This is a genomic window from Oceanobacter kriegii DSM 6294 (assembly GCF_000422845.1).
GTDB classification, from domain to species: domain Bacteria; phylum Pseudomonadota; class Gammaproteobacteria; order Pseudomonadales; family Oceanobacteraceae; genus Oceanobacter; species Oceanobacter kriegii.
In genome coordinates, this window is the sequence record NZ_KE383932.1 from 150,029 (window position 1) to 175,548 (window position 25,520).

Below are 25,520 nucleotides of genomic sequence, written 5' to 3' on the forward strand. Positions count from 1 at the left end.
GCATTGGCATAGGGGTGTTTCTATAGTGTCGAAAAGTGTCGGGTTGTGGGAAAAAAGTGGGAAAAGTGGGAATTTAAGGGCAGATTGCCTGTCCTTCCTGTTACATGATTGCCACTCTTCTGCTCGGCGCCAGGGAATACACAAAGGAATTCGTGTCGGTGATTTTATCCACGTACTCGGCAGCCTGACGGAGCCATAACCATGTTCCGCGGCATGCACCACATCAATCTGGACGCCAAAGGCCGTCTGGCTATTCCTTCGAAAGTGAGGGAAGTGCTGGAGGGCTTTTCTGCGTCCGGGCTGGTGGTCACGGTGGATAGTCAGGATCGCTGTTTGATGGTGTATCCATTAAGTGAGTGGGAAGGCATTGAAGCGCTGTTGAACAAGCTGCCGACGCTGAATCCTGCACCCCGTCAGTTGAAGCGTTTGCTGCTGGGGTATGCCACCGAATGTGAACCCGATGGCAGCGGCCGTATTTTGATCAGTGCCGCCTGTCGTGAATACGCCAACCTCAGCAAGGAATGTGTGCTGATGGGACAGGGCAACAAACTTGAATTGTGGGACAAGGCCAGCTGGGAGGCCCGTGAAGCGGAATACCTCAGCCAGCCGGTGTCACTCGAAGATTTACCAGACGACGTACAAGGTCTTTCTCTATGAGCCTGGCTGAACTGGCACACACCACTGTGCTGTTACATGAAACCGTTGACGGATGCCTGAACGACCCTTCCGGCATTTACGTTGATGGCACCTTCGGGCGAGGTGGCCACAGTCGTTTGCTGTTGTCGAAGCTGGCGCCAGACGGTCGCCTGTTCGGCATCGACAAAGATCCGCGCGCCATTGAAACCGGCGAGCAACTGCACACCGAAGACAACCGCTTCGAGATCATTCGTGGCTCGTTTGCCGATATGAAAGCGGCGCTGGCCGAGCGCGGGATTACCAAAATCAACGGCGTGCTGCTGGACCTGGGGGTTTCCTCACCACAGCTGGACGATGCCGAGCGTGGCTTCAGCTTTATGCGTGATGGCCCGCTGGACATGCGCATGAATCCGGATGCCGGTTTGTCGGCTGCCGAGTGGGTGGCGACGACCGAAGAAAAAGAAATCGCCCGTGTACTGAAAGAGTACGGCGAAGAGCGGTTTGGCAAGCGCATGGCGCGCGCCATTGTTACTCAGCGTGCCCAGACGCCGATTGTGCGCACCCTGCAATTGGCCGAGCTGATCAAGGCGGCCAATCCAGCCTGGGAAAAACACAAGCACCCGGCGACCCGTGCGTTCCAGGCCATTCGTATTGCGGTGAACAACGAGCTGGGCGACCTCGAAACCATTCTGGATGACAGCGTCGACATGCTGTTGCCGGGCGGTCGCTTGTCGGTCATCAGCTTCCACTCGCTGGAAGACCGCATGGTGAAACGTTTTATCCGGGCACAGGAAAAGGGCCGCGAACTGCCACCGGGCTTGCCGGTGATGGAAGCCGACCTGGGTAAAACCATGAAGCGTGTGGGCAAGGCCATCATGCCGGGCGACGAAGAAGTTCAGCGGAACAGTCGTGCTCGCAGTGCCGTATTGCGTGTGGCCGAGCGTTTGGCTGACGCATGAGCAAAAGCCTCTTTCTGGTCTGGTTTGCCGTGATTGTATCGGCGCTGGTTCAGGTGGGACTCAGCCATCAGCACCGTGATCGTGTGCAGATATGGCAAAAGCTGGAAAGTCGTCGGGATGCCCTGCAAGACGAGCAAACCCGACTGGTGCTGGAACTGGGCACCTTGACCAGTTACGGCCGCGTGGATCAGCGCGCCCGAACTGAACTCAACATGAAAGAACCTGTGGACATCAGGATTTTGAAACCATGACCGAAGAACAGCAAATAGCAGCTCAGGGCATCGTGCGCTGGCGGTACCGCTTGGTACTGGCAGTCATGGGCCTGCTGCTGCTTGCGATTCTGGTGCGATTGGTGATGTTGCACACGGTCGATCAACCTTTCCTGTTTGAAGAAGGTGAAAAACGCACGGTTCGCACCCAGGTGGAACCGGCCCGTCGCGGCATGATCACCGACCGCTTTGGTGAACCGCTGGCGGTCAGTACCGCCGTGGTCGATATCAGTATGAATCCGAAACTGTTCAATGCGGAGGATGCTGCCGTTCTGGCACGCAGTCTTGGCTTGAACGCCGCCAAACTCAAACAACGCATTCAAAACGCCCAATCCCGCAATCGCGGGTTTTTGTATGTTGAGCGCCAGGTACAACCGCACCTGGCCGAACGGGTGAAGGATCTTGGTCTGACCGGCTTGCAGTTTGAACAGCGCTTCCGCCGTTATTATCCAGCCGCTGAAGTAACCGCTCATGTGGTCGGGCTGGTGAACATCGACAGCAACGGTCAGGAAGGGCTTGAACTGGCCTACAACGATTACCTGACCGGCAAGGGTGGTCGCCGCACGGTGGTCAAGGATGGTTACGGCCGTCTGATCAAACAGGTGTCAGTCGACTCCGTGGCTGAGCCGGGCAATGACCTGCGCCTGACGCTGGACCTGCGCTTGCAGTATCTGGCCTACCGCGAATTGAAATCCGCAGTACAGCAGCACCGGGCGCATTCCGGCTCTGCTGTGATGCTGGACGCCAAAACCGGCGAAGTGTTGGCGCTGGTGAATCAGCCATCCTACAACCCCAACAACCGCGCTACGCTGAAAGCAGAAAACATGCGTAACCGCGCCATTGCCGATGTGATTGAGCCGGGCTCGACGGTCAAACCGTTCACCGTGGCAACCGCACTGGAGTCCGGTAAATACACCCCGGATACCATTGTTGATACCAATCCGGGTTATTTGCGTGTGGGTCGTAAGACCGTGCGTGACCATCGTAATTATGGCGACCTCGATGTTACCGGCGTGATCACCAAATCCAGTAACGTCGGCGTTACTCTGTTGTCGGCGGACGTTGGCGCAGAGGCGCTATGGCGCACCATGACCGCCGCTGGTTTGGGTCAGGCATCCGGTTTGGGCTTCCCGGGCGAGAGCGTCGGGGTGCTGCCTTTCCCGAGCGAGATGGACCCGCTGCGCCTGGCCACGCTTTCCTACGGTTACGGACTGGCGGTATCACCGTTGCAGCTGGCCCAGTCCTACACCGCCTTTACCCAACATGGCTGTCGTGAAGAAGCGACCCTGCTGATTACCGGAGCCGGTAAGGCACCGTGCCACCCGGTGATGTCGGCCAAAACCGCCAGTCAGATTCTGGCCATGCTGGAAACCGTGATTTCGCCCGTGGGTACGGGTAAACGCGCCCATGTGGATGGCTATCGGGTGGGCGGTAAAACCGGTACGGCTCACAAGGTGGGTTCTGTGGGTTACGAAGATGCCAACTACACCGCCGTGTTTGCTGGCGTAGCGCCTATTTCTGATCCGGATCTGGTGCTGGTTGTGGTGGTGGATGACCCGCAGGGGCAGGAATATTACGGCGGCGAAGTGGCCGCACCGGTGTTTTCTCGCATCATGGGGCAGGCTCTGCGCTTGCGTCAGGTGGCACCGGATGACGAGAGCAGTGTGAAGTTACAGATGGCGGGGGGACCAAAATGAAACTCTCGCAGTTGATTCAGAACGACTTCTTTGTACCACCCGAGTGGGACCGCGAATTTGGTGACATTGCCACCGACAGTCGCGATGTGCAGTTGGGTGACTTGTTTATTGCCCGAGCGGGCAGTGCCGCTCATGGCGCCGAGTACATTCAGTCGGCAATTGAGCGGGGTGCCGCCGTTGTGCTGCAAGCGCCTGCCAATGACGAGCCCGGCCAGCCGCTGTTCCGCTGTGAATTCAACGCACAGGGAACTGCCGTGCCGGTGTTCCGGGTTGATGATCTGGCGGCCCGATTGCCACATTGGTTGCATCGTTGTTACGACGGCGTTGCCAATATGGCGGTTTTTGGCGTGACCGGAACCAACGGCAAAAGCTCCTGTGTCAGCTATCTGGCCCAGCTGTCGACGGCACTGAACAAACCCTGTGGCATGTTGGGAACGCTGGGCAATGGCTTGTGGCCACGACTGCAGCCCACCCGTAATACCACGCCGGACTTGTCGGTGGTGTTGCGCACCTTGGATAACATTGGCCGTGCTGGTGCCGATCGTTCGGCCATGGAAGTGTCTTCCCATGGTCTGGATCAGGGACGTGTTTTCGGGCTGCGCTTCAGCGGCGTGATGATGACCAACCTGACGCAGGATCACCTCGATTACCACGGCACCATGGAGGCCTACTTCGAGGCCAAGAAAACCCTGTTGACCAACTACGACGCTAACATCGCGGTGGTGAACACCGACTGCGAATACGGCCGTCAGTTGTTTGCCGACAGCGAGCTTCCGGCTTTGCCGATGGGCTATGGCAGTCGGGCGGCGATGGAAGCCAATGGCTTGCTGCCAGACTTCCGTGATCGTTTGGTCAGCTACGAGATTACCGAATTCACCGGCTCCGGTATTCGGGCCAATATCGAAAGCCCCTGGGGCAATGCTGAGCTGGTATTGCCATTGCTGGGAGAGTTCAACCTGGCCAATGCGCTGGGTGCCATGACCTTGCTGGCGTGCAGCGGAGAGTCGTTCTCTGAGTTGGTTGTTGCGGCCGCATCGCTGCAAGCCGTTGCCGGACGCATGGAAGTGTTTGTGCCTGCAGGTTCTGCTTACGGGCCGGTTGCGGTGGTGGATTACGCGCATACGCCTGACGCCATCGAAACCGTTCTGACATCGCTGCAACCGTGGCAGCGCCCGATCAATCTGGTGTTTGGTTGTGGTGGTGACCGTGACCGTAGCAAGCGCCCGCTGATGATGACGGCGGCGATGAATCACGCCAATCGCATCTGGCTGACCGACGACAATCCACGCAGTGAATCACCGGCGGCTATTTTTGCCGATGTGATGACGGCGGCAGGTGCCGACGCCTTTGGCATCGAACAGCAGCACGACCGCAAGGAGGCAATCGCCGATGCCCTGACGGTGTCGGCGGCGGAAGCGATTGTTGTGATCGCTGGCAAAGGCCATGAAGACTATCAGGAAATCAACGGCGAGCGTCGCCCATACAGCGATATCGATGTACTGAAGTCGCTGGGTTATGTCCCTGTGGGAGGTCAGCATGCTGTTTGATTTTACGCTGGCTGAGCTGGCTCAACAGCTGGGTGTGGATGTACCGCCGCAGTCTTGCCTGACGGCTAAGTCAGCCGCAGAGATTGTCTTTCGCGACGTATCAACAGACACCCGTTCGATCAAGGCGGGCGATCTGTTTGTGGCACTGAAAGGTGCCAATTTCAATGGCAATAAATTTGCCGCCCAGGCGCTGGCGTCTGGTGCGGCGGCGGTGCTGTTGGATGAAGCGCCAGCTGAACCGCTCGGTGGTCCTTACCTGCTGTGTGAAAACGCTCAGGATGCCTATGGCGATATTGCCGGTTGGCAGCGTGATGCGTTCGTAGGCCCGGTGGTTGCGATGACGGGCAGTGCAGGTAAAACCACCACCAAGCAGTTGATGGCCAGTGTGTTGTCCGAGCAGTTCAATACCTGGATGACCCAAGGCAATTTGAACAACCACATTGGCGCCCCGAAAACCTTGCTGGCACTGACGCCTGAACACACCGCTGCTGTGGTCGAGCTGGGTGCCAGTGGTTTGCAGGAAATTGCCTACACGGCAAAATGGGTGAAACCTGCGGTTGGTATTATTACCAATGCCAGCGAGGCCCACCTGGAAGGGTTTGGCTCGTTGCAGGGCATCGTGCAAACCAAAGGCGAATTGATCGATTTCACTTCAGACGCAGGCACTGTGGTGCTGAATGCCGACGATGCGGCGTTCGATACCTGGCGTCAGCGCGCTGGCGACCGTCGTGTTGTCAGCTTCGGATTTTCCGACTCAGCCGATGTATCCGCCCGTGACATTGAACTGTCGGTGGCGGGCAGTCGTTTCGTGCTGATCGATCGTCACACCTCATTCAATCAGAGTGTTCGGTTGGCATTTCCCGGCAAGCACAACATTGCCAATGCCTTGGCCGTGTATGCGGCAGCGCGTGCGGTCGGTATGGACAGTGAGTCCATCGTCGCCGGTTTGCAGGCTGCGACGCCGGTATCCGGTCGAATGAAAACCGTCGCCGGGCCACGCGGCATCACCGTATTGGATGACAGCTACAATGCTAACCCGGCGTCGATTCGGGCGGCGATTGATGTGCTGTCGCTGGCCGCTGACAGCTGGTTGGTATTGGGAGACATGGCAGAACTCGGCGAGGAAGCCGGGACCGCGCACAGCGACCTCGGTCGCTATGCCAAACAACAGGGAATAGGACATTTGCTCGCCACAGGTGAATTGAGCAAACGCACCGTAGCGTCGTTCGGAGACAACGGACTATGGCTGGCTGACCGTGATGCGGTGGCCGACTACATAAAACAACAGGCCCCGGATCACGCCGTCGTGCTGGTCAAGGGGTCGCGCAGCGCCGGTATGGAACAGGTTGTCCGGGCGCTGGATATTGCGGGGGAATAATCAATGTTGGTTTGGTTGGGCGAGTGGCTTGCCCAGTTGCATTCAGGGTTTGGTGTGGTCAGCTATTTGTCGCTGCGCGCCATTTTTGCCGTTATCACAGCGTTGCTGGTCGCGCTGGTGATGGGGCCTTTTGTGATTCGCAAATTGCGCGAATACCAGATTGGTCAGGCGATTCGTGAGGTTGGCCCGAAATCCCATTTGAGCAAAGCCGGTACGCCAACCATGGGTGGTGTACTGATTTTGCTGTCGATCGCCATCAGCACCTTGCTGTGGGGTGATCTGGAAAACCGTTACGTCTGGGTTGTGCTGCTGTTGACGCTGCTGTTTGGTGCCATCGGCTGGGTGGACGACTACCGCAAGGTGGTCGAGAAAAACTCCCGTGGTCTGCCGGGTCGTTGGAAGTACTTCTGGCAGTCGGTATTTGGTCTGGGTGCTGCGGCGTTTCTGTATTACACCGCCCAGTCTCCGGCTGAAACCCAGTTTGTGGTGCCGTTCTTCAAAGACGTAATGCCGCAATTGGGCGTGCTGTTTATCGTGCTGAGCTACTTCGTGATTGTTGGCTCCAGTAACGCGGTGAATCTTACCGATGGCCTCGATGGTCTGGCGATCATGCCAACCGTGATGGTCAGTGCCGCTTTGGGCGTTTGTGCCTACCTGGCCGGTAACTTCAATTATGCCAACTACCTGCACATTCCGTTTATTCCAGGTTCTGGCGAGTTGGTGGTGTTCTGCGCTGCGATCGTTGGTGCCGGTATTGGTTTCCTGTGGTTCAACACCTATCCGGCGCAAGTATTTATGGGCGATGTGGGCTCGCTTGCACTGGGGGCGGCGTTGGGCATCGTTGCCGTGATTGTGCGTATGGAAGTGGTGCTGTTCATCATGGGCGGCATTTTTGTGGCAGAGACCCTGTCGGTGATCCTGCAGGTGGCGTCGTTCAAGCTCACCGGCAAGCGTATTTTCCGTATGGCACCGCTGCATCACCACTTTGAACTGAAAGGTTGGCCGGAGCCGCGCGTGATCGTGCGTTTCTGGATCGTCACAATTTTGTTGGTACTGGCCGGTCTGGCCACACTGAAGATTCGTTAAGGACCCGTAAGGGAATCCGGGCTAAGGAGCATCGGCATGACGCTGGCACAAAAAGACATCAAGCGCATGATTGTTGGGCTGGGGGTATCCGGTTCGGCAACGGCACGCTTTTGTCAGCGCATGGGCTGGAATTTCGACCTCTGTGACAGCCGTGAAGGCCTGGCTAACGCGGACGCGATCCGTCAGCAATTTCCGGATGCCCGTTTGACGCTGGGGCCATTGGACGGTGAGTTGTTCTGCAACTACCACCAGTTGATCGTCAGCCCGGGCGTGGCGCTGGCGGAGCCGGCCATTCAGCACGCGCTGGGCAATCAGGTCGAAGTCGTTGGTGATGTGGAATTATTCGCCCGCGGCATTCTTGCGCCAGTGGTTGCCATTACCGGCTCCAACGGCAAAAGCACAGTGACCACCCTGGTTCGCGACATGCTGGTCGATGCCGGTTTACGTGCCGAAATGGGCGGCAACATTGGTGTGCCAGTACTCGATTTGCTGGAAGACGGTGCGGCCGACGAAGCCGATGTGTTTGTGCTGGAGTTATCGAGCTTCCAGCTGGAAACCACAACCAGTCTGAAACCGCGTGCAGCCACCATTCTTAACATCAGTGAAGACCACATGGACCGCTATAAGGGGCTGGCTGATTACTGCCTGGCCAAGCAGCGGGTCTATCGCGGTGCTCATGTTGCTGTGGTTAATCGGGATGATGACCTGACGCTACCAGAAGATGAAATCAGCGCCGAAACCGGCTTCACGCTGGGCGAACCACAAAGCGACGATTTTGGTTTGCAGGCAGGTGAGTTGAACGGTGTTGCCGGTGAGTGGATTGTTCGCGCCGGACTGAAGCTGATTCACAGCAGTGAAATGAAAGTGCGCGGTCGTCACAATTTGGCCAATGCCATGGCCGCACTGGCGCTGGTCGAAACGCTGGGCGTCAGCCCGGCCAAGGCGTGCCAGACACTGAAATCCTTCGGCGGCCTGGAGCATCGTTGCCAGTGGGTCGGTGACGCTGAAGGCATCGGCTACTTCAACGACTCCAAGGGCACCAATGTCGGTGCAACGCTGGCAGCCATTGACGGTTTGGCACAGACGCCAGCCAATATCTGGCTGCTCGCCGGTGGTGAAGGCAAGGGGCAGGATTTCAGCCCGTTGCAGGATGCCTGCTCTGCTGCGGTAAAGGGCGTGGCTTGCTTTGGCAAAGACGCTCCACGGTTACAGCAAACGCTGGCTGACGTGGCTAAAACCGCGTCGTTTGAGACCATGGATCAGGCGTTTGCCTGGGTTCAGCAACACGCCGAATCCGGCGATATTGTGTTGCTGTCGCCAGCCTGTGCCAGTCTGGATCAATTCCGTAACTACCACGTTCGCGGTGAGCATTTCTGCTCGCTGGTCGGGGAGGTGCTGAATGGCGGCTAACTGGCTGACGCGTTTGCAATGGCAAACACGCGATGCCCACTTCTTGCCCTGGCTGATTCTGATGTTGCTGGGCTGGATGATGGTGGCGTCGGCGTCGACCGGTATCGCTGAAAAGCTGACGGGCAACACCTTCTACTTCACCATTCGCCACGGTATCTATCTGCTGTTAGGCGCTATGGCTATGCTGGGGGCCAGCTGTGTGCCACTGCAACGCTGGCGCAAGTTGGAAGTCCCGATGTTGGCGATTGCTGGGCTGGGACTGGTGCTGGTGTTGATTCCCGGTGTCGGTCACGAGGTGAACGGCAGCCGACGTTGGCTGAACTTTGTGGTGATCAAGGTGCAAGCGTCGGAGTTGGCCAAGGTCGCTGCGGTGTTTTACGTCGCCGGGTATTTGCTGCGCCGCCTGCCAGAAGTGCGAGAGAGCTTCTGGGGTTTTGTGAAACCCTTGTTCATTTTGATGGCAATGGTGTTCCTGCTGCTTATGGAGCCTGACTTTGGTGCCGCCGTCGTGGTGCTGGGAGCGGCGATGATTCAGCTGTTTTTGGGCGGCGTTAAAGCTGGCCAGTATTTTTTGCTGATCATCGGTGCAGTAGTGCTGTCGGTGATTGCGGTGACTTCGGAAGAATGGCGCGTCGCCCGTTTGATGGCTTACCTCGATCCCTGGGCACCTGAACACGTGTACGGTACGGGCTATCAGCTAACCCAGTCGCTGATCGCTTTTGGTCGTGGTGACTGGTTTGGTGTGGGGCTGGGCGAAAGCATTCAGAAGCTGTTTTACCTGCCGGAAGCGCACACCGATTTTGTGTTTGCCATCTGGGCGGAAGAAACCGGTTTATTTGGCGGCGTTGTTGCCATTGGCATGTTGACCTGGCTGCTGTACCGCATCTGGCAAACGGTGTGGATTGCGCAGCGCAACGGGCATTTGTACGGCGCCTACATCGCCACTGGTATTGGCTCGATTCTGGCGCTGCAAATGGCCATTAACCTCGGCGTAAATACCGGGTTATTGCCGACCAAGGGTTTGACGCTGCCGTTTTTCAGTTACGGCGGCAGTAGCTTATTACTGGCCTGCGTGATGGTGGGCATTGTGATGCGGGTTCGCCATGAGTGCCTGAACCCGGAAAACGAAGAATCTTCCGCTCAAGATGAGGCGGCAACTGCATGATGGAGTCTGGGGTGTCGAAACAAGGGCAAGGTAAAACAGCGCTGATGATGGCGGCCGGAACCGGCGGGCATGTATTCCCGGCGTTGGCGGTTGCGCGTGCCTTGCGTGAACGCGGTTACGACGTTCATTGGTTGGGCACGCCCAATGGTATGGAGCAAAACCTGGTTCCGAAAGACAACATTCCACTGCATGCCGTTGATATCAAAGGCCTGCGTGGCAAAGGCATCGCGGGCTTGCTGGTTGCGCCATGGCGTATTTTCAAGGCGACCATGCAGTCGTTGCGCATTATCCGCTCCATCAAGGCCGACATTGTGATCGGTTTTGGCGGTTACATTGCGGGCCCGGGTGGTGTTGCTGCTCGTTTGGCCGGTTTGCCATTGGTCGTGCATGAGCAAAATGCGCTGGCTGGTATGACCAACAAACTGCTGAACCGCATTGCGCATGTCAGTTTGCAGGCGTTCCCGAACGCTTTGCCGAACGCCATTACGGTCGGTAATCCGGTGCGTCAGGACGTGGTCGATTTGCCGCAAGCGCCAGTGCCTGCGCAGCGCAAACTGAATGTTCTGGTGGTTGGCGGCAGTCTTGGTGCCAAGGCTCTGAACGATGCGGTGCTGGCCTGCTGGAAGCAGTGGCCGCAAGCGCAACGCCCAAACCTGCGCCATCAGGTTGGCAAACGAGATGAAGAACGGATGTTGGCTGAGTATGCCGAGTCCGACGTGGTGGCTGACGTATCTGCGTTCATCGATGATATGGCGGCGGCTTACGAATGGGCCGATTTGCTGGTGTGTCGTTCGGGTGCCCTGACGGTGTCCGAGATTGCGGCGGCGGGTAAGCCTTCGATTCTGGTGCCATTCCCGTTTGCGGTGGATGACCACCAAACCGCTAACGCCCGTTATCTGGCGGATGCTGGCGCGGCCATTATTCGTCAGCAAAAAGAATTAACGCCTGAATGGCTGTTGCAAACCCTGCAGTCGCTGGATAACCAGCGCGAAGCATTACAGGAGATGGCCAGTCAGAGCCGCAAGCAGGCCAAGGTGTCTGCTACCGAACTGACGGTCGAACAGATTGAGAGGTTAATCCGTGAGTAATATCCCTTCCACCCAGCCGCAGGCCAACGCCCTGATTCCGGAAATGCGCCGTATCAAAGGCATTCATTTCATCGGTATTGGCGGCACCGGCATGTGCGGTATCGCCGAGGTTCTGCTGAACCAGGGCTATGCCATCAGTGGGTCTGATATTCGCGAAACCGGAGTAACCGAGCGACTGAAATCGCTGGGCGCGACGATTTACATCGGCCATCAGGCCAGTAACGTGGATGCTGCCGATGTGGTGGTGGTTTCCAGCGCCATTGATGAAACCAACCCGGAAGTGGCCGCTGCCATTGAGCATCGTAAGCCGGTGGTTCGTCGTGCTGAAATGCTGGCCGAGCTGATGCGTTTTCGTCATGGCATTGCGGTGGCGGGCACTCATGGCAAAACCACCACCACCAGTTTGCTGACCAGTATTTTTGCCGAAGCCGATCTGGACCCAACCTTTGTGATTGGGGGCAAGCTCAATAGTGCCGGATCTAACGCCCGTTTGGGTGCCAGTCGCTACCTGATTGCGGAAGCTGACGAAAGTGATGCCAGCTTCCTGCACTTGCAGCCGATGGTGTCGATTGTGACCAACATCGATGCCGACCATATGTCGACTTATGGCGGTGACTTCGAAAAGCTGAAGCAAACCTTCATCGAATTCCTGCACAACCTGCCGTTCTACGGCTTGGCGGTTGTGTGCATCGACGATGACACCGTGCGCTCGTTGTTGCCGGAGATTTCCCGTCCATTGATCACTTACGGTTTCAGTGAAGATGCCGACTACCGTGCCATCAATGTTCGCCAGCAAGGCATGTACACCGAGTTCACTCTGGTACGTCCGGGGGATCGTCCTTCGCTGGAAATCCGCATGCGTATGCCGGGTGCCCACAATGTATTGAACGCGTTGGCAACAGTAGCCGTTGCCGATGACGAAGGGGTGCCGGACAGCGCGATTCAGTCAGCGCTGGAAAAATTCGCCGGCGTCGGACGTCGTTTCCAGGTGTGTGGCGAATTTCCACTGCTGGACGGCAACGTCATGATGGTTGACGACTACGGCCATCACCCGCGTGAGCTGGAAGTAACCATGGAAGCCATTCGCAAAGGCTTCCCGGATCGCCGTCTGGTGATGCTGTTTCAACCACACCGTTACTCCCGCACCCGTGATCTTTATGAGGACTTCGTCAAGGTTTTGTCGGGTGCTGACGTACTGTTGCTGATGGATGTGTATCCTGCCGGCGAGAAAGTCATTGCCGGTGCCGATGGTCGTTCGTTGTGCGGCAGCATTCGACAGCGTGGCGAAGTTGATCCGGTGTTTATCGAACGCGGTGAATCCCTCCAGGGTTTGCTGACCAGCGTACTGAAACCGGGCGACCTGCTGCTGACCCAAGGGGCTGGTGATGTAGGTGCCTTGTCGGTTCGCCTGGCGGAAGACATTCCGCAATGGTTGGCCAAGCGGGAGGAAAAGGCATGAGCGATATGTCCCGTTTTGGCCGCGTAGCTGTTTTGATGGGCGGCACTTCAGCCGAGCGTCCGGTGTCACTGCGCAGTGGTGATGCGGTACTCAAGGCGTTACAGGCCAAAGGCGTTAACGCGGTTGGCGTGGATGTGCAAAACGACATTGCCGCGCGCTTGTCTGCGGACTCGTTTGATATGGCGTTCATCGCTTTGCATGGTCGCGGTGGTGAAGATGGCACCATTCAGGGCTTGCTGGAGTGGCTCGATATTCCTTACACCGGCAGCGGTGTGATGGCATCGGCGCTGGGCATGGACAAGTGGCGCACCAAGTTGCTGTGGCAGGCCGCCGGTTTGCCAACACCAGCGGCGGCGCTGTTGGATGCCGACTCCGATTGGGCCGATATCATGGCGCGCATGGATGGCGAGGCCATCGTCAAGCCAGCCCATGAAGGCTCCAGCATCGGCATGTTCAAGGCCACTGATGCTGAGAGCTTGCGCAACAGCTACGAACAGGCTGCGAAGTTGGATGGTCTGGTGTTGGCCGAACGCTGGATTTCGGGACGTGAGTACACCATTGCCGTGGTCAATGATCAGGTTCTGCCGCCCATTCAGTTGAAAACCACCCATGCGTTTTACGACTACGAAGCCAAGTACGAGGCCAACGACACCCAGTACCTGCTGCCATGTGGTCTGGATGAGGACAAGGAAGCGGAACTCAAGGCCCTTTCTCGCAAGGCTTTTGATGTGGTCGGTTGTGAAGGTTGGGGCCGTGTTGATGTGATGCAGGACGAACAAGGTCAGTTCTGGTTGCTGGAAGTGAATACCAGTCCGGGCATGACGGATCACAGTCTGGTGCCAATGGCCGCTCGGGCGGTGGGTATGGAATTTGGCGATCTGGTGGTCAGTTTGCTGGATGGCGTGAAAGGTCACTGACCATGGGCCAGAAAGAAAGCCCGCGTGGCGCGACATTGGCACCCGAGCCAAAAGAGCCGGTTTTCCGACGCCTGAAAGAAAAATTGACGTTTCAGGTGCAAATACCAACGTGGTTCTGGTGGGTTTCGCTGCTGGTTGTTCTGGTTTCTGTCGCAGGATTCGCCGGTACCAAGGCCTATCAGGAATGGCCGGTCAAGGAAGTGGTGGTGGTCGGTAACCTCGACGCTGTTGATCCACAGGAAGTTGGCAAGTCGCTGCTGTGGGTGAAGAACGAAAGTTTCTTCTCGTTGGACGTCAGCAAAGTACAGCAACAAGTGGCCGCAATGCCCTTGGTTGCTGGGGTTGCGGTCCGTAAGCGCTGGCCGGGAAGCCTCGAATTACTGATTCATGAAGACGTGCCAGTGGCACTCTGGAACGACGTTGCGCTGATGACGGCGTCGGGCAAGGTAACAGAATTGCCGCAAGGCTATGAAAGTGGTGGCTTGATGCACCTTTACGGTACGGATTCTGCAAGAGAACAAGCAGTCAAATCGTTCCGTCGGGCCCAGCAAGCACTGTTAAAAACCGGTGTTAAGGTCAGCAGCCTGAACATCAATGCGATTCGTACCGTCGACATGACCTTGTCGAACGGTTGGAAGGTGCGATTCGGAAAACAATATTTTGAGGAACGGTTGCAGCGACTGGTGGTGCTGCTGGGCAACCTGGACCAGGAATCGGTCCAACAGGTTGATCTCAGATACGGAAAAGGCGCTGCCATTCGATGGAACACAAAGGGGGTAACCGGGTAATGGCCACAACACAAGCCGGACAAATGCTGGTTGGTCTGGATATCGGCACATCCAAAATCGTCGCCATCGTTGGGGAAGTCACCCCGGAAGGCGGTATTGAAATTGTTGGTTTGGGCAGCCACCCAAGCCGGGGCCTGAAGAAAGGCGTGGTGGTGAACATTGAATCCACCGTGCAATCCATTCGTCGAGCGGTTGAAGAAGCCGAATTGATGGCAGGCTGTAATATACATTCGGTATATGCCGGTATTGCTGGTAGTCATGTGCAATCACAAAATTCCAGTGGTGTGGTTGCTGCACGTGGTGCAGAAATAACCGAAGCTGATCTGGATCGTGTTATTGATGCAGCACAAGCGGTCGCAATTCCGCAGGATCGTCGGACAATTCATGTTATTCCGCAGGAATATATTGTCGATAATCAGGAAGGTATTCGTGAACCGGTTGGAATGGCTGGTGTCCGATTGGAAGCAAAAGTGCATCTGGTTACCGCAGCGGTTAATGCAGCGCAAAATATTGAGCGTTGTGTGCAACGTTGTGAACTGCGCACAGAAGACGTGATTCTGGAACAATTGGCTTCCAGTTATGCCGTATTGACCGACGATGAACGGGAGCTTGGGGTATGTATGGTCGATATTGGTGGTGGCACCACCGATATTGCCATTTTTACCGATGGCGCTATTCGCCACACGGCGGTTATTCCTATTGCCGGTGATCAGGTAACGAACGATATCGCAATGGCATTGTTGACGCCCACGCAACATGCTGAGGATATAAAGATCAAATACGCCTGCGCCTTGCGCCAGCTGGCGCGGGATGACGAGATGATCAACGTACCAAGCGTCGGTGATCGCCCGTCCCGTCAGCTCTCGCGGCAGTCTTTGGCTGAGGTTGTAGAGCCCAGATATGACGAATTATTTACCCTGATCCAGGCCGAACTTCGTCGCAGTGGTTTCGATGAATTAATACCAGCCGGCATTGTTTTGACGGGTGGAACGTCAAAAATGGAAGGGGTCGTGGAATTGGCTGAGGAAATATTCCATATGCCGGTTCGTTTGGCTCGTCCACATGGCGTATCCGGACTCACGGACGTGATTAATAATCCGATTTACAGCACGGCGGTTGGCTTGCTGCTTTATGCCGCCAAGCAACCACAAAATAAAGCGCCACAAATATTGGAAGAAAAGTCACAAACTGGCGTTTTTTCGCGCTTATCGGATTGGATAAAAGGCAATTTTTAGTATTTAATAAGTAGGTGCGTAGCAGAGGGGGGTGTGTTATGTCATTTGGAAACGAAGGCGATATGTTCGAACTTGCGGACGACGTGCTTGAAAATGCAGTAATTAAAGTCATCGGTGTTGGTGGTGGCGGCGGTAATGCCGTACAGCACATGGTAGAAAGCAATATCGATGGTGTTGAATTTATTTGTGCCAATACCGATGCCCAGGCATTGCGTAACATTGGCGCACGTTCTGTGATTCAACTGGGCTCAGGCCTGACCAAGGGGCTGGGCGCCGGTGCCAATCCGGACGTTGGTCGCCAGGCGGCCATAGAAGATCGTGAACGCATTGCCGATGCACTGAAAGGTGCAGATATGGTCTTTATCACTGCCGGTATGGGTGGTGGTACAGGTACCGGTGGTGCGCCAGTCGTGGCAGAAATTGCTCGTGAGCTGGGTATCCTGACCGTTGCTGTTGTGACTCGTCCTTTCTCTTTTGAGGGCAAGAAGCGTATGGCGATGGCTGAGATCGGCCTGAAGCAGTTGAGCGAACACGTGGATTCACTGATCACCATCCCGAACGAGAAGTTGCTCTCTGTTCTGGGTAAAGGCACCACCTTGATGGATGCCTTCCGCAGTGCCAATGATGTACTGCACGGTGCTGTTAAAGGTATCGCTGACCTGATCACCCAGCAGGGCATGATCAACGTCGACTTCGCGGACGTGCGTACCGTGATGTCTGAAATGGGTCAGGCAATGATGGGTAGCGGTTCCGCCAGTGGCGAAAACCGTGCTCGCAAGGCCGCTGAGTCTGCAGTGGGTAGCCCGCTTCTGGAAGACGTCAACTTGGCCGGTGCACGCGGTATTCTGGTGAACGTAACCGCTGGTTTCGACCTGTCTCTGGGTGAATTCTCGGAAGTGGGTGAGATCATTGGTGAGTACGCAGCCGAAGACGCTACCGTGGTTGTGGGTACCGTTATTGACCCTGAAATGAGCGATGAACTGCGTGTAACTGTGGTTGCGACTGGCCTTCGAAATGAGGCAACTGCAAACAAACCTGTTGCACCTGCGGAACAACGCCCGAAAAAAGTGGTCGATAATACACCGAAGACGCCAGACGGAAAGCCGGATTACAGTCAGCTGGAACGCCCAGCGGTAAGCCGTCAGGCCGGTGGCCAGGCAGCGAAAGCAGAGCCTCAGAATCGTCAGGACATGGAATATCTGGATATTCCTGCGTTCCTGCGTCGACAGGCTGACTAAGAAGACACGCCTCTGGCGTGTCTCTCTGCACCTGCTATAATCGGCCGCAATTTATTTTGCCCAATAGATGACCAGTATTGGCAGGAATGTCTTAATGATCCCTCAACGCACGCTCAAAAATACCATTCGCGCATCCGGCGTTGGCCTTCACTCCGGTGAAAAGGTCTACCTGACGCTGAAACCTGCGCCTGAGAATACAGGGATTGTATTCCGTCGTACCGACCTGGAACCGGTCGTAGACATTCCAGCTAACGCAACCAGTGTTGGCGAGACTACCCTGTCCACCACTCTGGTTCGTGATCATGCCAAGGTCGACACAGTAGAACACTTGCTGTCAGCCATGGCGGGCTTGGGAATTGATAATGCCATCGTAGAAGTCAGCGCTCAGGAAGTGCCTATTATGGACGGTAGCTCCGGTCCATTCGTGTTCCTGATTCAATCCGCTGGTCTGCGTGAGCAAAACGCACTGAAGAAATTCATTCGCATCAAGCGTCGTATTGAAGTGCGTGATGGCGACAAGTACGCCGCTTTCGTTCCTCACGATGGCTTCAAGGTCTCTTTCGAGATCGATTTTGACCATCCGGTACTGAAGCAGAGTGTTCAAAAAGCCAGTCTGGATTTCTCATCCACCTCTTATGTGAAAGAAGTCAGCCGTGCCCGCACGTTTGGTTTCACCAAGGATCTGGAATATATGCGTTCCAAGAACCTGGCACTGGGAGGTAGCGTTAAAAACGCCATCGTGGTGGATGACTACCGTGTTCTGAACGAAGACGGCCTGCGCTACGACGATGAGTTCGTCAAACACAAGATTCTGGACGCCGTTGGTGACCTCTACCTGCTGGGCCACAGCCTGATTGGTGAGTTCATTGGTTACAAATCCGGTCACGGCCTCAACAACCGCTTGCTGCGCGAGTTGCTGGCTCAGGAAGATGCCTGGGAATTTGTTGAATTTGACGACGAAGCTGCGCCAATCAACTACATGAAACCAGCCGCAGCCGTATAAAACCGGCAGACAGACTGGAAATAAAGAAAGGTCATAGTAATATGGCCTTTCTTTTTATGTGTAGAAAAAGGTTGGGGCGGTTGCGGTATAGCGGCCCTGGGTCAGATCTCGAACATTGTTTCTGTAGTCTTCACCAGTCCCATCTATACTCATAGCAGGCCTCTGAGAACCCTGGTTATCTATGAACATCATTATAGTTGGCGAACGTCACGGAGAATCCCGTAACTACCGACTGAGCACTCCGGCAAAAACCTTGCTGTTCGGATGTTTGGTTGCGTTGCCGTTCGCCATGGGAATGACCGGATTCTGGCTCTCGGAGTGGCTTGCCGACGAAGACTTCTCGCTTGAGCCGGTCGCTACCGAAGCCTGGGAAAACGATCTCCACCTGCAAAAGCAGGAAATTGCCCGCATCCGTGAGCAAACCGATCAGGAGCTGCAAGCCCTGACGGTGAAGCTGGCGGAACTGCAATCCCGTCTTATGCGTCTCGATGCTCTGGGCGAGCGTCTGGTTGACGTAACCGATCTTGAATCCGAAGAATTTGATTTCTCCATGGCACCGGCACTGGGTGGCCCTTCGACCATGGGAGAGGCGTATCAGGCGCCAGAGATCAACAGCGTACTGAACGAGTTATCCGAGCGGATTATTCAGCGTGAACAGCAGCTGGAAGTGCTGGACGACCTGATCGCTGCCCGCAAGCTCGATGAAGACACCTTTGTTACCGGCCGACCGATCAAGAAAGGTTGGTTGTCGTCGCGCTATGGTCGCCGTGCCGACCCGTTTACCGGGCAGTTGGCCTGGCATGCCGGGGTCGATTTTGCCGGTAAGATGGGCTCCGACATTGTGGCAGTTGCCTCCGGTGTGGTGACTTGGTCCGGTGACCGCTATGGCTACGGCAACATGGTTGAGATCAACCATGGCAATGGCTACAAAACCCGCTACGCGCATTGCAAGGAATTGCTGGTCAAGGTCGGCGACATTGTTCGCAAGGGCGATGTGGTTGCTGCCATGGGCAGCAGCGGTCGCTCCACTGGCCCACACGTGCACTTTGAGGTGTACAAGAATGGCCGCACCGTCGACCCGGCAGCCTACCTGCATCGTACCCTCCGCTAATTCCCCCGCAGGATCAGGATTTCCTTTCGGCACCCCTCAGTGCTTGATTTTGGGAAATCCGCCCGCATATCGAGCTTGTCATGTTCGTCTGATATAACAACAGATCGGCAAGGCAGCTCGGCCTCAAAGAATTCAAAGACTGGATAGACACATTCACATGATGGGTAATATTTTCCGCAAGCTTTTCGGCAGCAAAAACAGCCGTGAGCTGAAGCGTATGGGCAAGGTTGTCGCCCAAATCAACACATTGGAAGAAGCACTTCAGGCACTGTCAGATGCGGATCTGCAGGCCAAAACCCCGGAATTCAAAGAGCGTATTGCCGCAGGTGAATCTCTCGACAAGGTTCTGCCAGAAGCGTTTGCGGTTTGTCGTGAGGCCAGCCGCCGTGTGATGGGCATGCGCCACTTCGATGTACAGATGATCGGTGGTATTACCCTGCATGAAGGCCGCATTGCGGAAATGCGTACCGGTGAAGGTAAAACCCTGGTAGGTACGCTGCCGACTTATTTGAACGCACTGACGGGCAAAAGCGTTCACGTGGTGACGGTGAACGACTACCTGGCACGTCGTGACGCCGACTGGATGCGTCCACTGTATGAATTCATGGGCCTGAGCGTCGGTGTTGTGGTTCCTGGTCAGGACACTCTGACCAAGCGCGATCAGTACGCTTGTGACATCGTTTACGGTACCAACAACGAATTCGGTTTCGACTACCTGCGCGACAACATGGCGTTTTCGAAAGAAGACAAGGTTCAGCGTGACCTGTACTTCGCCATCGTCGATGAAGTGGACTCGATCCTGATTGATGAAGCCCGTACCCCGCTGATTATCTCTGGCCCAGCGCAGGACAACTCCGAGCTGTACCGCCGCATGAACGAGCTGGCGCCGAAGCTGCAACGGGCGGAGCTGGACGAAGAAGAAAATCCGATTTCCGGCCATTTCATTGTTGATGAAAAAAGCCGCTCCATCGAACTGACCGAAGAAGGTCATGAGTTCGTTGAAGACATGCTGAAAGAAGCTGGCATCCTGCCAGAAGACGACAGCCTGTACGCCACCCAGAACCTGATGCTGCTGCATCATGTTCACTCCGCCTTGCGTGCCCACGCGGTTTACCAGAAGAACGTCGACTACATCGTGCAGAACGGTCAGGTGGTCATCGTTGATGAACACACCGGACGTACCATGCCAGGCCGTCGCTGGAGCGAAGGTTTGCACCAGGCGGTGGAAGCAAAAGAAGGCGTTCGCATTCAGGCCGAAAGCCAGACGCTGGCATCCACTACCTTCCAGAACTTCTTCCGTTTGTACGAGAAGCTGGCCGGTATGACCGGTACTGCAGATACCGAAGCGTTCGAATTCCACCAGATCTATGGTCTGGACGTGGTGGTTATCCCAACCAACAAGCCGATCCAGCGTATTGACCACAACGACGTGATCTACGCCACCCAGATTGAAAAGTACAACGCGGTGGTTGAAGAGATCCGCAAGGTGATCGCTGAGCAGCGTCCGGTACTGGTGGGTACGGCATCGATTGAAGCGTCCGAATACGTTTCCACGGTTCTGACCAAGGCGAAAGTGCCGCACAACGTACTGAACGCCAAGGAAAACGAGCGCGAAGCTCAGATTATTGCTGAAGCCGGTCGTCCGGGCGCGGTTACCATTGCTACCAACATGGCCGGTCGTGGTACCGACATCATGCTGGGCGGTAACTGGGAAGCTGAAGTTGCCCAGTTGGATAATCCGTCTGATGAGCAGATTGAAGCCATCAAGACCGAATGGAAACAGCGTCACGACGCCATTCTGGAAGCCGGTGGTTTGCACATCATTGGTACCGAGCGTCACGAATCCCGTCGTATCGATAACCAGCTGCGTGGTCGTGCCGGTCGTCAGGGTGATGCCGGTTCCACCCGTTTCTTCCTGTCTCTGGAAGACAACCTGATGCGTCTGTTTATGTCCGATCGCATGCGCAACATGATGCAGGCGCTGGGCATGAAAGATGGTGAATCAATCGAACACAAGATGGTGACCAACGCCGTCGAAAAAGCCCAGCGTAAGGTAGAAGGCCGTAACTTCGATATTCGTAAGCAGCTGCTGGAATACGATGACGTTGCCAACGACCAGCGCCGCGTGGTGTACGAGCAGCGTAACGACCTGATGGAAATGGACGATATTGGCCATGTCATCAGCAGTGTACGTGCTGACGTAGTAGAAGAAGCCATCAACGACTACATTCCGCCTGCGAGTCTGGAAGAGCAGTGGGATGTGGCCGGCCTGGAGCAGCACCTGAAAGCCGAGTTCGACATCGAACTGCCGATTCAGCAGTGGCTGGACACCGAAGATAAACTGTTCGAAGAAACCCTGCGTGAGCGCATTCTGGAAGCCATCGAAGGCGCTTACAAGGCGAAAGAAGAGCAGGCTGGACGCGAAGCCCTGCGTGGTTTCGAGAAGCAGGTGATGCTGCAAATCGTCGACAACCTCTGGAAAGAACACCTGGCCACCATGGACCACCTGCGTCAGGGCATTCATTTGCGAGGCTACGGTCAGAAAAACCCGAAACAGGAATACAAGCGTGAGTCCTTTGCGTTGTTCCAGGAGTTGCTGACCAACATCAAACGCGAGACTATCCGCATCCTGTCGCACGTCAAGATTCGCCAGGACGATGACGAAGAACTGCGTCAGATGGAAGAGCGTCGCCGCGCCGAAGCAGAAGCCCAGGCTCGTGCCGCCCAGTACCAGCATGAAACGGCCAGCGCCATGGGCGAGCCAGAACAGGCTGAGGCTGCCGAAGGCCCTCAAACGGTTACCCGTGAAGAGCCAAAGGTAGGACGCAACGAACCTTGCCCATGTGGTTCCGGCAAGAAGTACAAGCACTGTCACGGTAAGCTCTCCTGAGCTTACCGCCGTTATTAAGGCATCAACAACATGGCCGTAAATCTTTCGGTATTTGAAGACTTTATTCCGGTGGCGGGCGTGCGTGTGGGGATTACCCAGGCACACGTGCGTTACGCCAACCGTGATGACATGGTGATTTTTGAACTGGCTGAAGGTAGCCGAGTGGCGGGTGTGTTTACCAAAAATGCATTCTGTGCCGCGCCGGTTCAGATCAGTCGTGTGCATTTGCAGCAAGCTGCCCCACGGTATTTCCTGATCAATACCGGTAACGCCAACGCAGGTACCGGCAAGTCCGGTTACGCCAATGCGGTTCGCAGCTGTGAACTGCTGGCGGATGCTGCAGGTGTCAGCCCGGCGGAAGTTTTGCCGTTCTCGACAGGCGTAATTGGCGAGCCGCTGAAAATGGCAGCCTTTGAAAGTGGCATTCCGGCAGCGCTGGCGGCACTGGATGAGAACAACTGGGCGCGTGCCGGTCGTGGCATCATGACCACGGACACTCAACCCAAGGGTTACTCCAAGCGCCTGACACTGTCTGCGGGCGATGCTGTGATCACGGGTATTTCCAAGGGCGCTGGCATGATCAAGCCGGACATGGCGACCATGTTGGGTTTCATTGCCACGGATGCCGCGGTAGACCAGGCCATCCTTGATGACTGGTGCAAGCGTCTGGCCAATGCCTCGTTTAACCGCATCACCATCGATGGTGATACCTCAACCAACGACTGCTGCATGCTGGTTGCGACTGGCAAGTCCAGTGTTGAAATCACCGACGCCAATTCGGCCGATGCCGCCGCCTTGTTCGATGAACTGAAACTGGCATTTCAGGAACTGGCGCAGGCCATCGTGCGTGATGGCGAAGGTGCAACCAAGTTCGTCACCGTGAAAGTGACGGAATGTGCCGCCCAGCAAGAAGCGTTGGACGTAGCCTACACCGTCGCCCATTCACCGCTGGTGAAAACCGCCATGTACGCTTCTGACGCCAACTGGGGCCGTATTCTGGCTGCGGTTGGTCGTGCTGGGGTACAGAACATGGATCTGGAAAAAATTCAGATCTGGCTGGATGACGTACAAATCGTTGAAGACGGTGGCCGTTGCGCGTCGTACACCGAAGAAGCCGGTGCTGCGATTTTTGCCCAGGCCGAGTTCACTGTGACCATTGCATTGGGTCGTGGTGAGGTTGCTGAGACCCTCTGGACCTCGGATCTGTCTCACGAATACGTGACCATCAATGCGGACTACCGCTCCTGATGGCTGAGCGTAAGCAAGTCGCCGTCGCCGTGGCGGCCATCCTTAACGATGCCAATCAGATCCTGATTGCCAAACGGCCGTCAGACAAGCATCAGGGTGGCAAGTGGGAGTTTCCGGGTGGCAAGATCGAGGCCGGTGAAACCACGCCAGAAGCGCTGGTACGAGAGCTGAAGGAAGAGCTGGGCGTTGTGTGTGCTGTTGAACAGATGACAGCGCTGATCGACATCAGCTTTGATTACCCGGACAAGTCCGTTCGACTGGATACCTGGGTGGTGAGACTGGATGCTGAGCAAGCGCAAACCGCGCACGGTGCGGAAGGTCAGCCGGTGGAGTGGGTCAGTGCGCAAGCATTGGCGGAATACGAATTCCCCCAAGCCAACGTGGCTATTGTAGACGCCTTGCTGAAACAGCTGGGCTAACGCTAATTCCCTTTGGAAGGCCAGCTTTGCTGGCCTTTTTTGTGCTGGCTCGGTTTGCTGTTGTCGCTCGGTTTGCTGTTGTCGCTTGGGAGCTCTATAGCCCCTCAAACGCGGTCATAAACGGCCACAGGGTTAACCCCAGCACAATGGCAATGGCGACGGCTGCCAGTACAACATCGACAGGGCGTTCGCGGAATTTATCTGCGAAGCGGGTGGGGACGGGTTCATGATCCGCCAGTTCGGCCTGAATGCCGTCAATCAGAGCGCGAGCCTTGGGGTAATCGTCTTCGTTGACCAGCCAGATAGCCGCCACAGAAATGCCCCAACGACCGGCGTTGGTTTCGTAACAGCTAATTTGGTGGTCATCCAGAATCTGGCGCACCGCATTGGCTTCTTCTTCGGGAACCTGATGCAGGTTAAACAACAATTTGGCCATCAGTCGTCCAGCTCCACCATGACATCGTTTTTGCGCTTGGGCCGTTGGGTCATGGTCATACCCGCAGCCATCACCAGCACGACCAGCGCAAACAGATAATGAGGGATCAAACCTGCGCGCATATAAGGTGTACTGCCGGTGCGAGTTTCAGCTCGGGCGGTCAGTGCACCTTTGACTCCGGTTGGCACGCGCTCAACGATTTGGCCACGATTGTCGACCAGTGCGGTAATGCCTGTGTTGGTGGCCCGCAACAGGTAACGGCCGGTTTCCAGAGCACGCATTTGCGCCAGTCCCATGTGTTGCTTGGGCCCAAGGGAATCGCCAAACCATGCATCGTTACTGATGGTGATCAGCAAGTCGGACTGCTGCGCCATGCGGCTGACCAGCTGTGGGTAGGCGATTTCGTAGCAAATGTAGCTGGCCACCTTATGCAGCTTGCCGTTGGCTTCAAATTCAATCAGTGGCTGATTGGCATCGCCGGCCAGAAAGCTCGACATTTCCAGGTCCAGAAAGGGAATGGCACCACGTATCCAGGCTTCAAACGGCACAAACTCACCAAACGGCACCAGCCGCTGTTTGTGGTACATACCATGACCCATACCCGTGGCGATGACGCTGTTGTGGTACTCGCCAGCCAGTGGGGAGTCCACCGGGTAGCGGTAGGCAATGCCGGTGATCACCGTCGCATCGTGGTGACGGGCTTCTTCGTTCAGTTCTTGCAGGTAGGGCAGGAAGCGATCGTACACCAGTGTCATGGCGGTTTCTGGCCAGACGATCAGGTCGCTTTCCCACAGCTTGCGGGTTTGTTTGAAGTAGAGGTTGATGGTGGGACCGACCATCTCGGGTTTCCACTTCATGTTCTGGTTAATATTGCCCTGTACCGCACTGACGATGACCTTGCCTGTTGGCTCAGTCCACGACTGCTGCTGTAACAGCAGCCCCATGGGCCACAGCAGCAAAGCAGCAAGGTAGACCGGTTTCTGGGTGCGGAAGGCCTGAATCAGGGCGCTGACGGTAAGCACCAGAATGATGGAAATACCGTAGCTGCCAATAACGGGCGCCCAGCCAGCCAGCCAGGTTTGCAAATGGGCATCGCCAGCAAACAACCATGGGAAACCGGTGAACAACCAGCTACGTACCCACTCCGACAGAAACCAGAACACCGGGATCAGTAACCACGGCATGATCTGTTTGCCGTTGGGGTGTTTCAGTAGCGGGTAGATGGCAAATACCGCTGCGGGCACCAGCGCCAGCGTGGCAGCAAACAGACCGACCAGCAGAATGGCCAGTGGCATCGAGGTGCCGCCATAGTCGTGCATGCTGACATACACCCAGGAGACACCGGCTGCGAACTGACCGAAGGAATACCACCATACGCGAGCAAAAGCCCGACGGGAGGTTTTCGGTTTCCACAGCAGTTGGCAGAAGACGGCAATACTGACAAGCCCCAGCGGCCACCAGTACAGGGGTGCCAGAGCGAGGGGGAAGATAGCCCCTGCTGCCAGCAACGAAATTCGGGAAATCCAGACTTTCATGATTTC

General features: G+C 56.0%; 22 protein-coding genes. 20 read left to right on the plus strand and 2 right to left on the minus strand.

The window, feature by feature from the left end; all coding sequences use genetic code 11:
• Nucleotides 1-201: 201 nt before the first annotated feature.
• The 20 genes from mraZ (at nucleotide 202) to mutT (ending at nucleotide 23,543) form a co-directional block, all read left to right on the plus strand.
• Nucleotides 202-657: a division/cell wall cluster transcriptional repressor MraZ gene (mraZ, locus tag G516_RS0117235; RefSeq protein ID WP_028294694.1), complete on the plus strand. Its 456-nt coding sequence runs from the start codon at nucleotides 202-204 to the stop codon at nucleotides 655-657.
• Complete coding sequence (gene rsmH / locus G516_RS0117240; protein ID WP_028294695.1) at nucleotides 654-1,595, plus strand: 16S rRNA (cytosine(1402)-N(4))-methyltransferase RsmH; 942 nt, start codon at nucleotides 654-656, stop codon at nucleotides 1,593-1,595. The genes mraZ and rsmH overlap by 4 nt, the downstream gene beginning before the upstream one ends.
• The gene (ftsL, locus tag G516_RS0117245) at nucleotides 1,592-1,846 is read left to right on the plus strand and encodes a cell division protein FtsL (RefSeq protein WP_028294696.1); all 255 of its coding nucleotides are present in this window, start codon (nucleotides 1,592-1,594) and stop codon (nucleotides 1,844-1,846) included. The genes rsmH and ftsL overlap by 4 nt, the downstream gene beginning before the upstream one ends.
• Nucleotides 1,843-3,561, plus strand: a complete 1,719-nt coding sequence (locus G516_RS0117250; protein ID WP_028294697.1) for a peptidoglycan D,D-transpeptidase FtsI family protein — start codon at nucleotides 1,843-1,845, stop codon at nucleotides 3,559-3,561. The genes ftsL and G516_RS0117250 overlap by 4 nt, the downstream gene beginning before the upstream one ends.
• On the plus strand, nucleotides 3,558-5,108 hold the full coding sequence (locus G516_RS23120; RefSeq protein ID WP_051219559.1) for a UDP-N-acetylmuramoyl-L-alanyl-D-glutamate--2,6-diaminopimelate ligase: 1,551 nt from the start codon (nucleotides 3,558-3,560) through the stop codon (nucleotides 5,106-5,108). The genes G516_RS0117250 and G516_RS23120 overlap by 4 nt, the downstream gene beginning before the upstream one ends.
• Complete coding sequence (locus G516_RS0117260; protein WP_028294698.1) at nucleotides 5,098-6,486, plus strand: UDP-N-acetylmuramoyl-tripeptide--D-alanyl-D-alanine ligase; 1,389 nt, start codon at nucleotides 5,098-5,100, stop codon at nucleotides 6,484-6,486. Before G516_RS23120 ends, G516_RS0117260 begins: the two co-directional genes overlap by 11 nt.
• Nucleotides 6,487-6,489: 3 nt before the next feature.
• Nucleotides 6,490-7,572, plus strand: coding sequence for a phospho-N-acetylmuramoyl-pentapeptide-transferase (gene mraY, locus G516_RS0117265; RefSeq protein ID WP_028294699.1), 1,083 nt, complete (start codon nucleotides 6,490-6,492; stop codon nucleotides 7,570-7,572).
• A gap of 36 nt (nucleotides 7,573-7,608) precedes the next feature.
• Nucleotides 7,609-8,982: a UDP-N-acetylmuramoyl-L-alanine--D-glutamate ligase gene (murD, locus tag G516_RS0117270; protein ID WP_028294700.1), complete on the plus strand. Its 1,374-nt coding sequence runs from the start codon at nucleotides 7,609-7,611 to the stop codon at nucleotides 8,980-8,982.
• Nucleotides 8,972-10,147, plus strand: coding sequence for a putative lipid II flippase FtsW (gene ftsW, locus G516_RS23125; protein ID WP_051219561.1), 1,176 nt, complete (start codon nucleotides 8,972-8,974; stop codon nucleotides 10,145-10,147). Before murD ends, ftsW begins: the two co-directional genes overlap by 11 nt.
• Nucleotides 10,144-11,235 carry an undecaprenyldiphospho-muramoylpentapeptide beta-N-acetylglucosaminyltransferase gene (murG, locus tag G516_RS0117280; RefSeq protein ID WP_028294701.1) on the plus strand — a complete coding sequence of 364 codons (1,092 nt, stop codon included), beginning with the start codon at nucleotides 10,144-10,146 and terminating at the stop codon, nucleotides 11,233-11,235. The genes ftsW and murG overlap by 4 nt, the downstream gene beginning before the upstream one ends.
• A gap of 43 nt (nucleotides 11,236-11,278) precedes the next feature.
• Nucleotides 11,279-12,694, plus strand: a complete 1,416-nt coding sequence (gene murC, locus G516_RS0117285; protein WP_051219584.1) for a UDP-N-acetylmuramate--L-alanine ligase — start codon at nucleotides 11,279-11,281, stop codon at nucleotides 12,692-12,694.
• Nucleotides 12,691-13,611, plus strand: a complete 921-nt coding sequence (locus G516_RS0117290; protein ID WP_028294703.1) for a D-alanine--D-alanine ligase — start codon at nucleotides 12,691-12,693, stop codon at nucleotides 13,609-13,611. The genes murC and G516_RS0117290 overlap by 4 nt, the downstream gene beginning before the upstream one ends.
• 2 nt (nucleotides 13,612-13,613) lie before the next feature.
• Nucleotides 13,614-14,399 (plus strand): cell division protein FtsQ/DivIB, encoded by a 786-nt coding sequence (locus tag G516_RS0117295; RefSeq protein WP_028294704.1) that lies wholly within the window; start codon nucleotides 13,614-13,616, stop codon nucleotides 14,397-14,399.
• Nucleotides 14,399-15,634 (plus strand): cell division protein FtsA, encoded by a 1,236-nt coding sequence (gene ftsA, locus G516_RS0117300; protein ID WP_028294705.1) that lies wholly within the window; start codon nucleotides 14,399-14,401, stop codon nucleotides 15,632-15,634. Before G516_RS0117295 ends, ftsA begins: the two co-directional genes overlap by 1 nt.
• A gap of 62 nt (nucleotides 15,635-15,696) precedes the next feature.
• A complete protein-coding gene (gene ftsZ, locus G516_RS0117305; RefSeq protein WP_028294706.1) occupies nucleotides 15,697-16,872 on the plus strand; it encodes a cell division protein FtsZ in 1,176 nt (391 codons plus the stop codon).
• Between the two features lie 94 nt (nucleotides 16,873-16,966).
• The gene (lpxC, locus tag G516_RS0117310) at nucleotides 16,967-17,875 is read left to right on the plus strand and encodes a UDP-3-O-acyl-N-acetylglucosamine deacetylase (protein WP_028294707.1); all 909 of its coding nucleotides are present in this window, start codon (nucleotides 16,967-16,969) and stop codon (nucleotides 17,873-17,875) included.
• A 181-nt stretch (nucleotides 17,876-18,056) separates the two neighbouring features.
• A complete protein-coding gene (locus G516_RS0117315) occupies nucleotides 18,057-18,986 on the plus strand; it encodes a M23 family metallopeptidase (RefSeq protein WP_028294708.1) in 930 nt (309 codons plus the stop codon).
• A 157-nt stretch (nucleotides 18,987-19,143) separates the two neighbouring features.
• Complete coding sequence (gene secA / locus G516_RS0117320; RefSeq protein ID WP_028294709.1) at nucleotides 19,144-21,876, plus strand: preprotein translocase subunit SecA; 2,733 nt, start codon at nucleotides 19,144-19,146, stop codon at nucleotides 21,874-21,876.
• Nucleotides 21,877-21,906: 30 nt separating this feature from the next.
• Nucleotides 21,907-23,124, plus strand: coding sequence for a bifunctional glutamate N-acetyltransferase/amino-acid acetyltransferase ArgJ (gene argJ / locus G516_RS0117325; RefSeq protein WP_028294710.1), 1,218 nt, complete (start codon nucleotides 21,907-21,909; stop codon nucleotides 23,122-23,124).
• Nucleotides 23,124-23,543 carry an 8-oxo-dGTP diphosphatase MutT gene (gene mutT / locus G516_RS0117330; RefSeq protein WP_036537243.1) on the plus strand — a complete coding sequence of 140 codons (420 nt, stop codon included), beginning with the start codon at nucleotides 23,124-23,126 and terminating at the stop codon, nucleotides 23,541-23,543. Before argJ ends, mutT begins: the two co-directional genes overlap by 1 nt.
• 94 nt (nucleotides 23,544-23,637) lie before the next feature.
• Here mutT and G516_RS0117335 read toward each other — a convergent pair whose 3' ends face one another.
• Together G516_RS0117335 and lnt are read right to left on the minus strand one after the other, a co-directional pair.
• Nucleotides 23,638-23,979 carry a DUF6164 family protein gene (locus tag G516_RS0117335; protein WP_028294712.1) on the minus strand — a complete coding sequence of 114 codons (342 nt, stop codon included), beginning with the start codon at nucleotides 23,977-23,979 and terminating at the stop codon, nucleotides 23,638-23,640.
• Nucleotides 23,979-25,514 carry an apolipoprotein N-acyltransferase gene (lnt, locus tag G516_RS23130; protein ID WP_051219562.1) on the minus strand — a complete coding sequence of 512 codons (1,536 nt, stop codon included), beginning with the start codon at nucleotides 25,512-25,514 and terminating at the stop codon, nucleotides 23,979-23,981. The genes G516_RS0117335 and lnt overlap by 1 nt, the downstream gene beginning before the upstream one ends.
• Nucleotides 25,515-25,520: the final 6 nt, after the last annotated feature.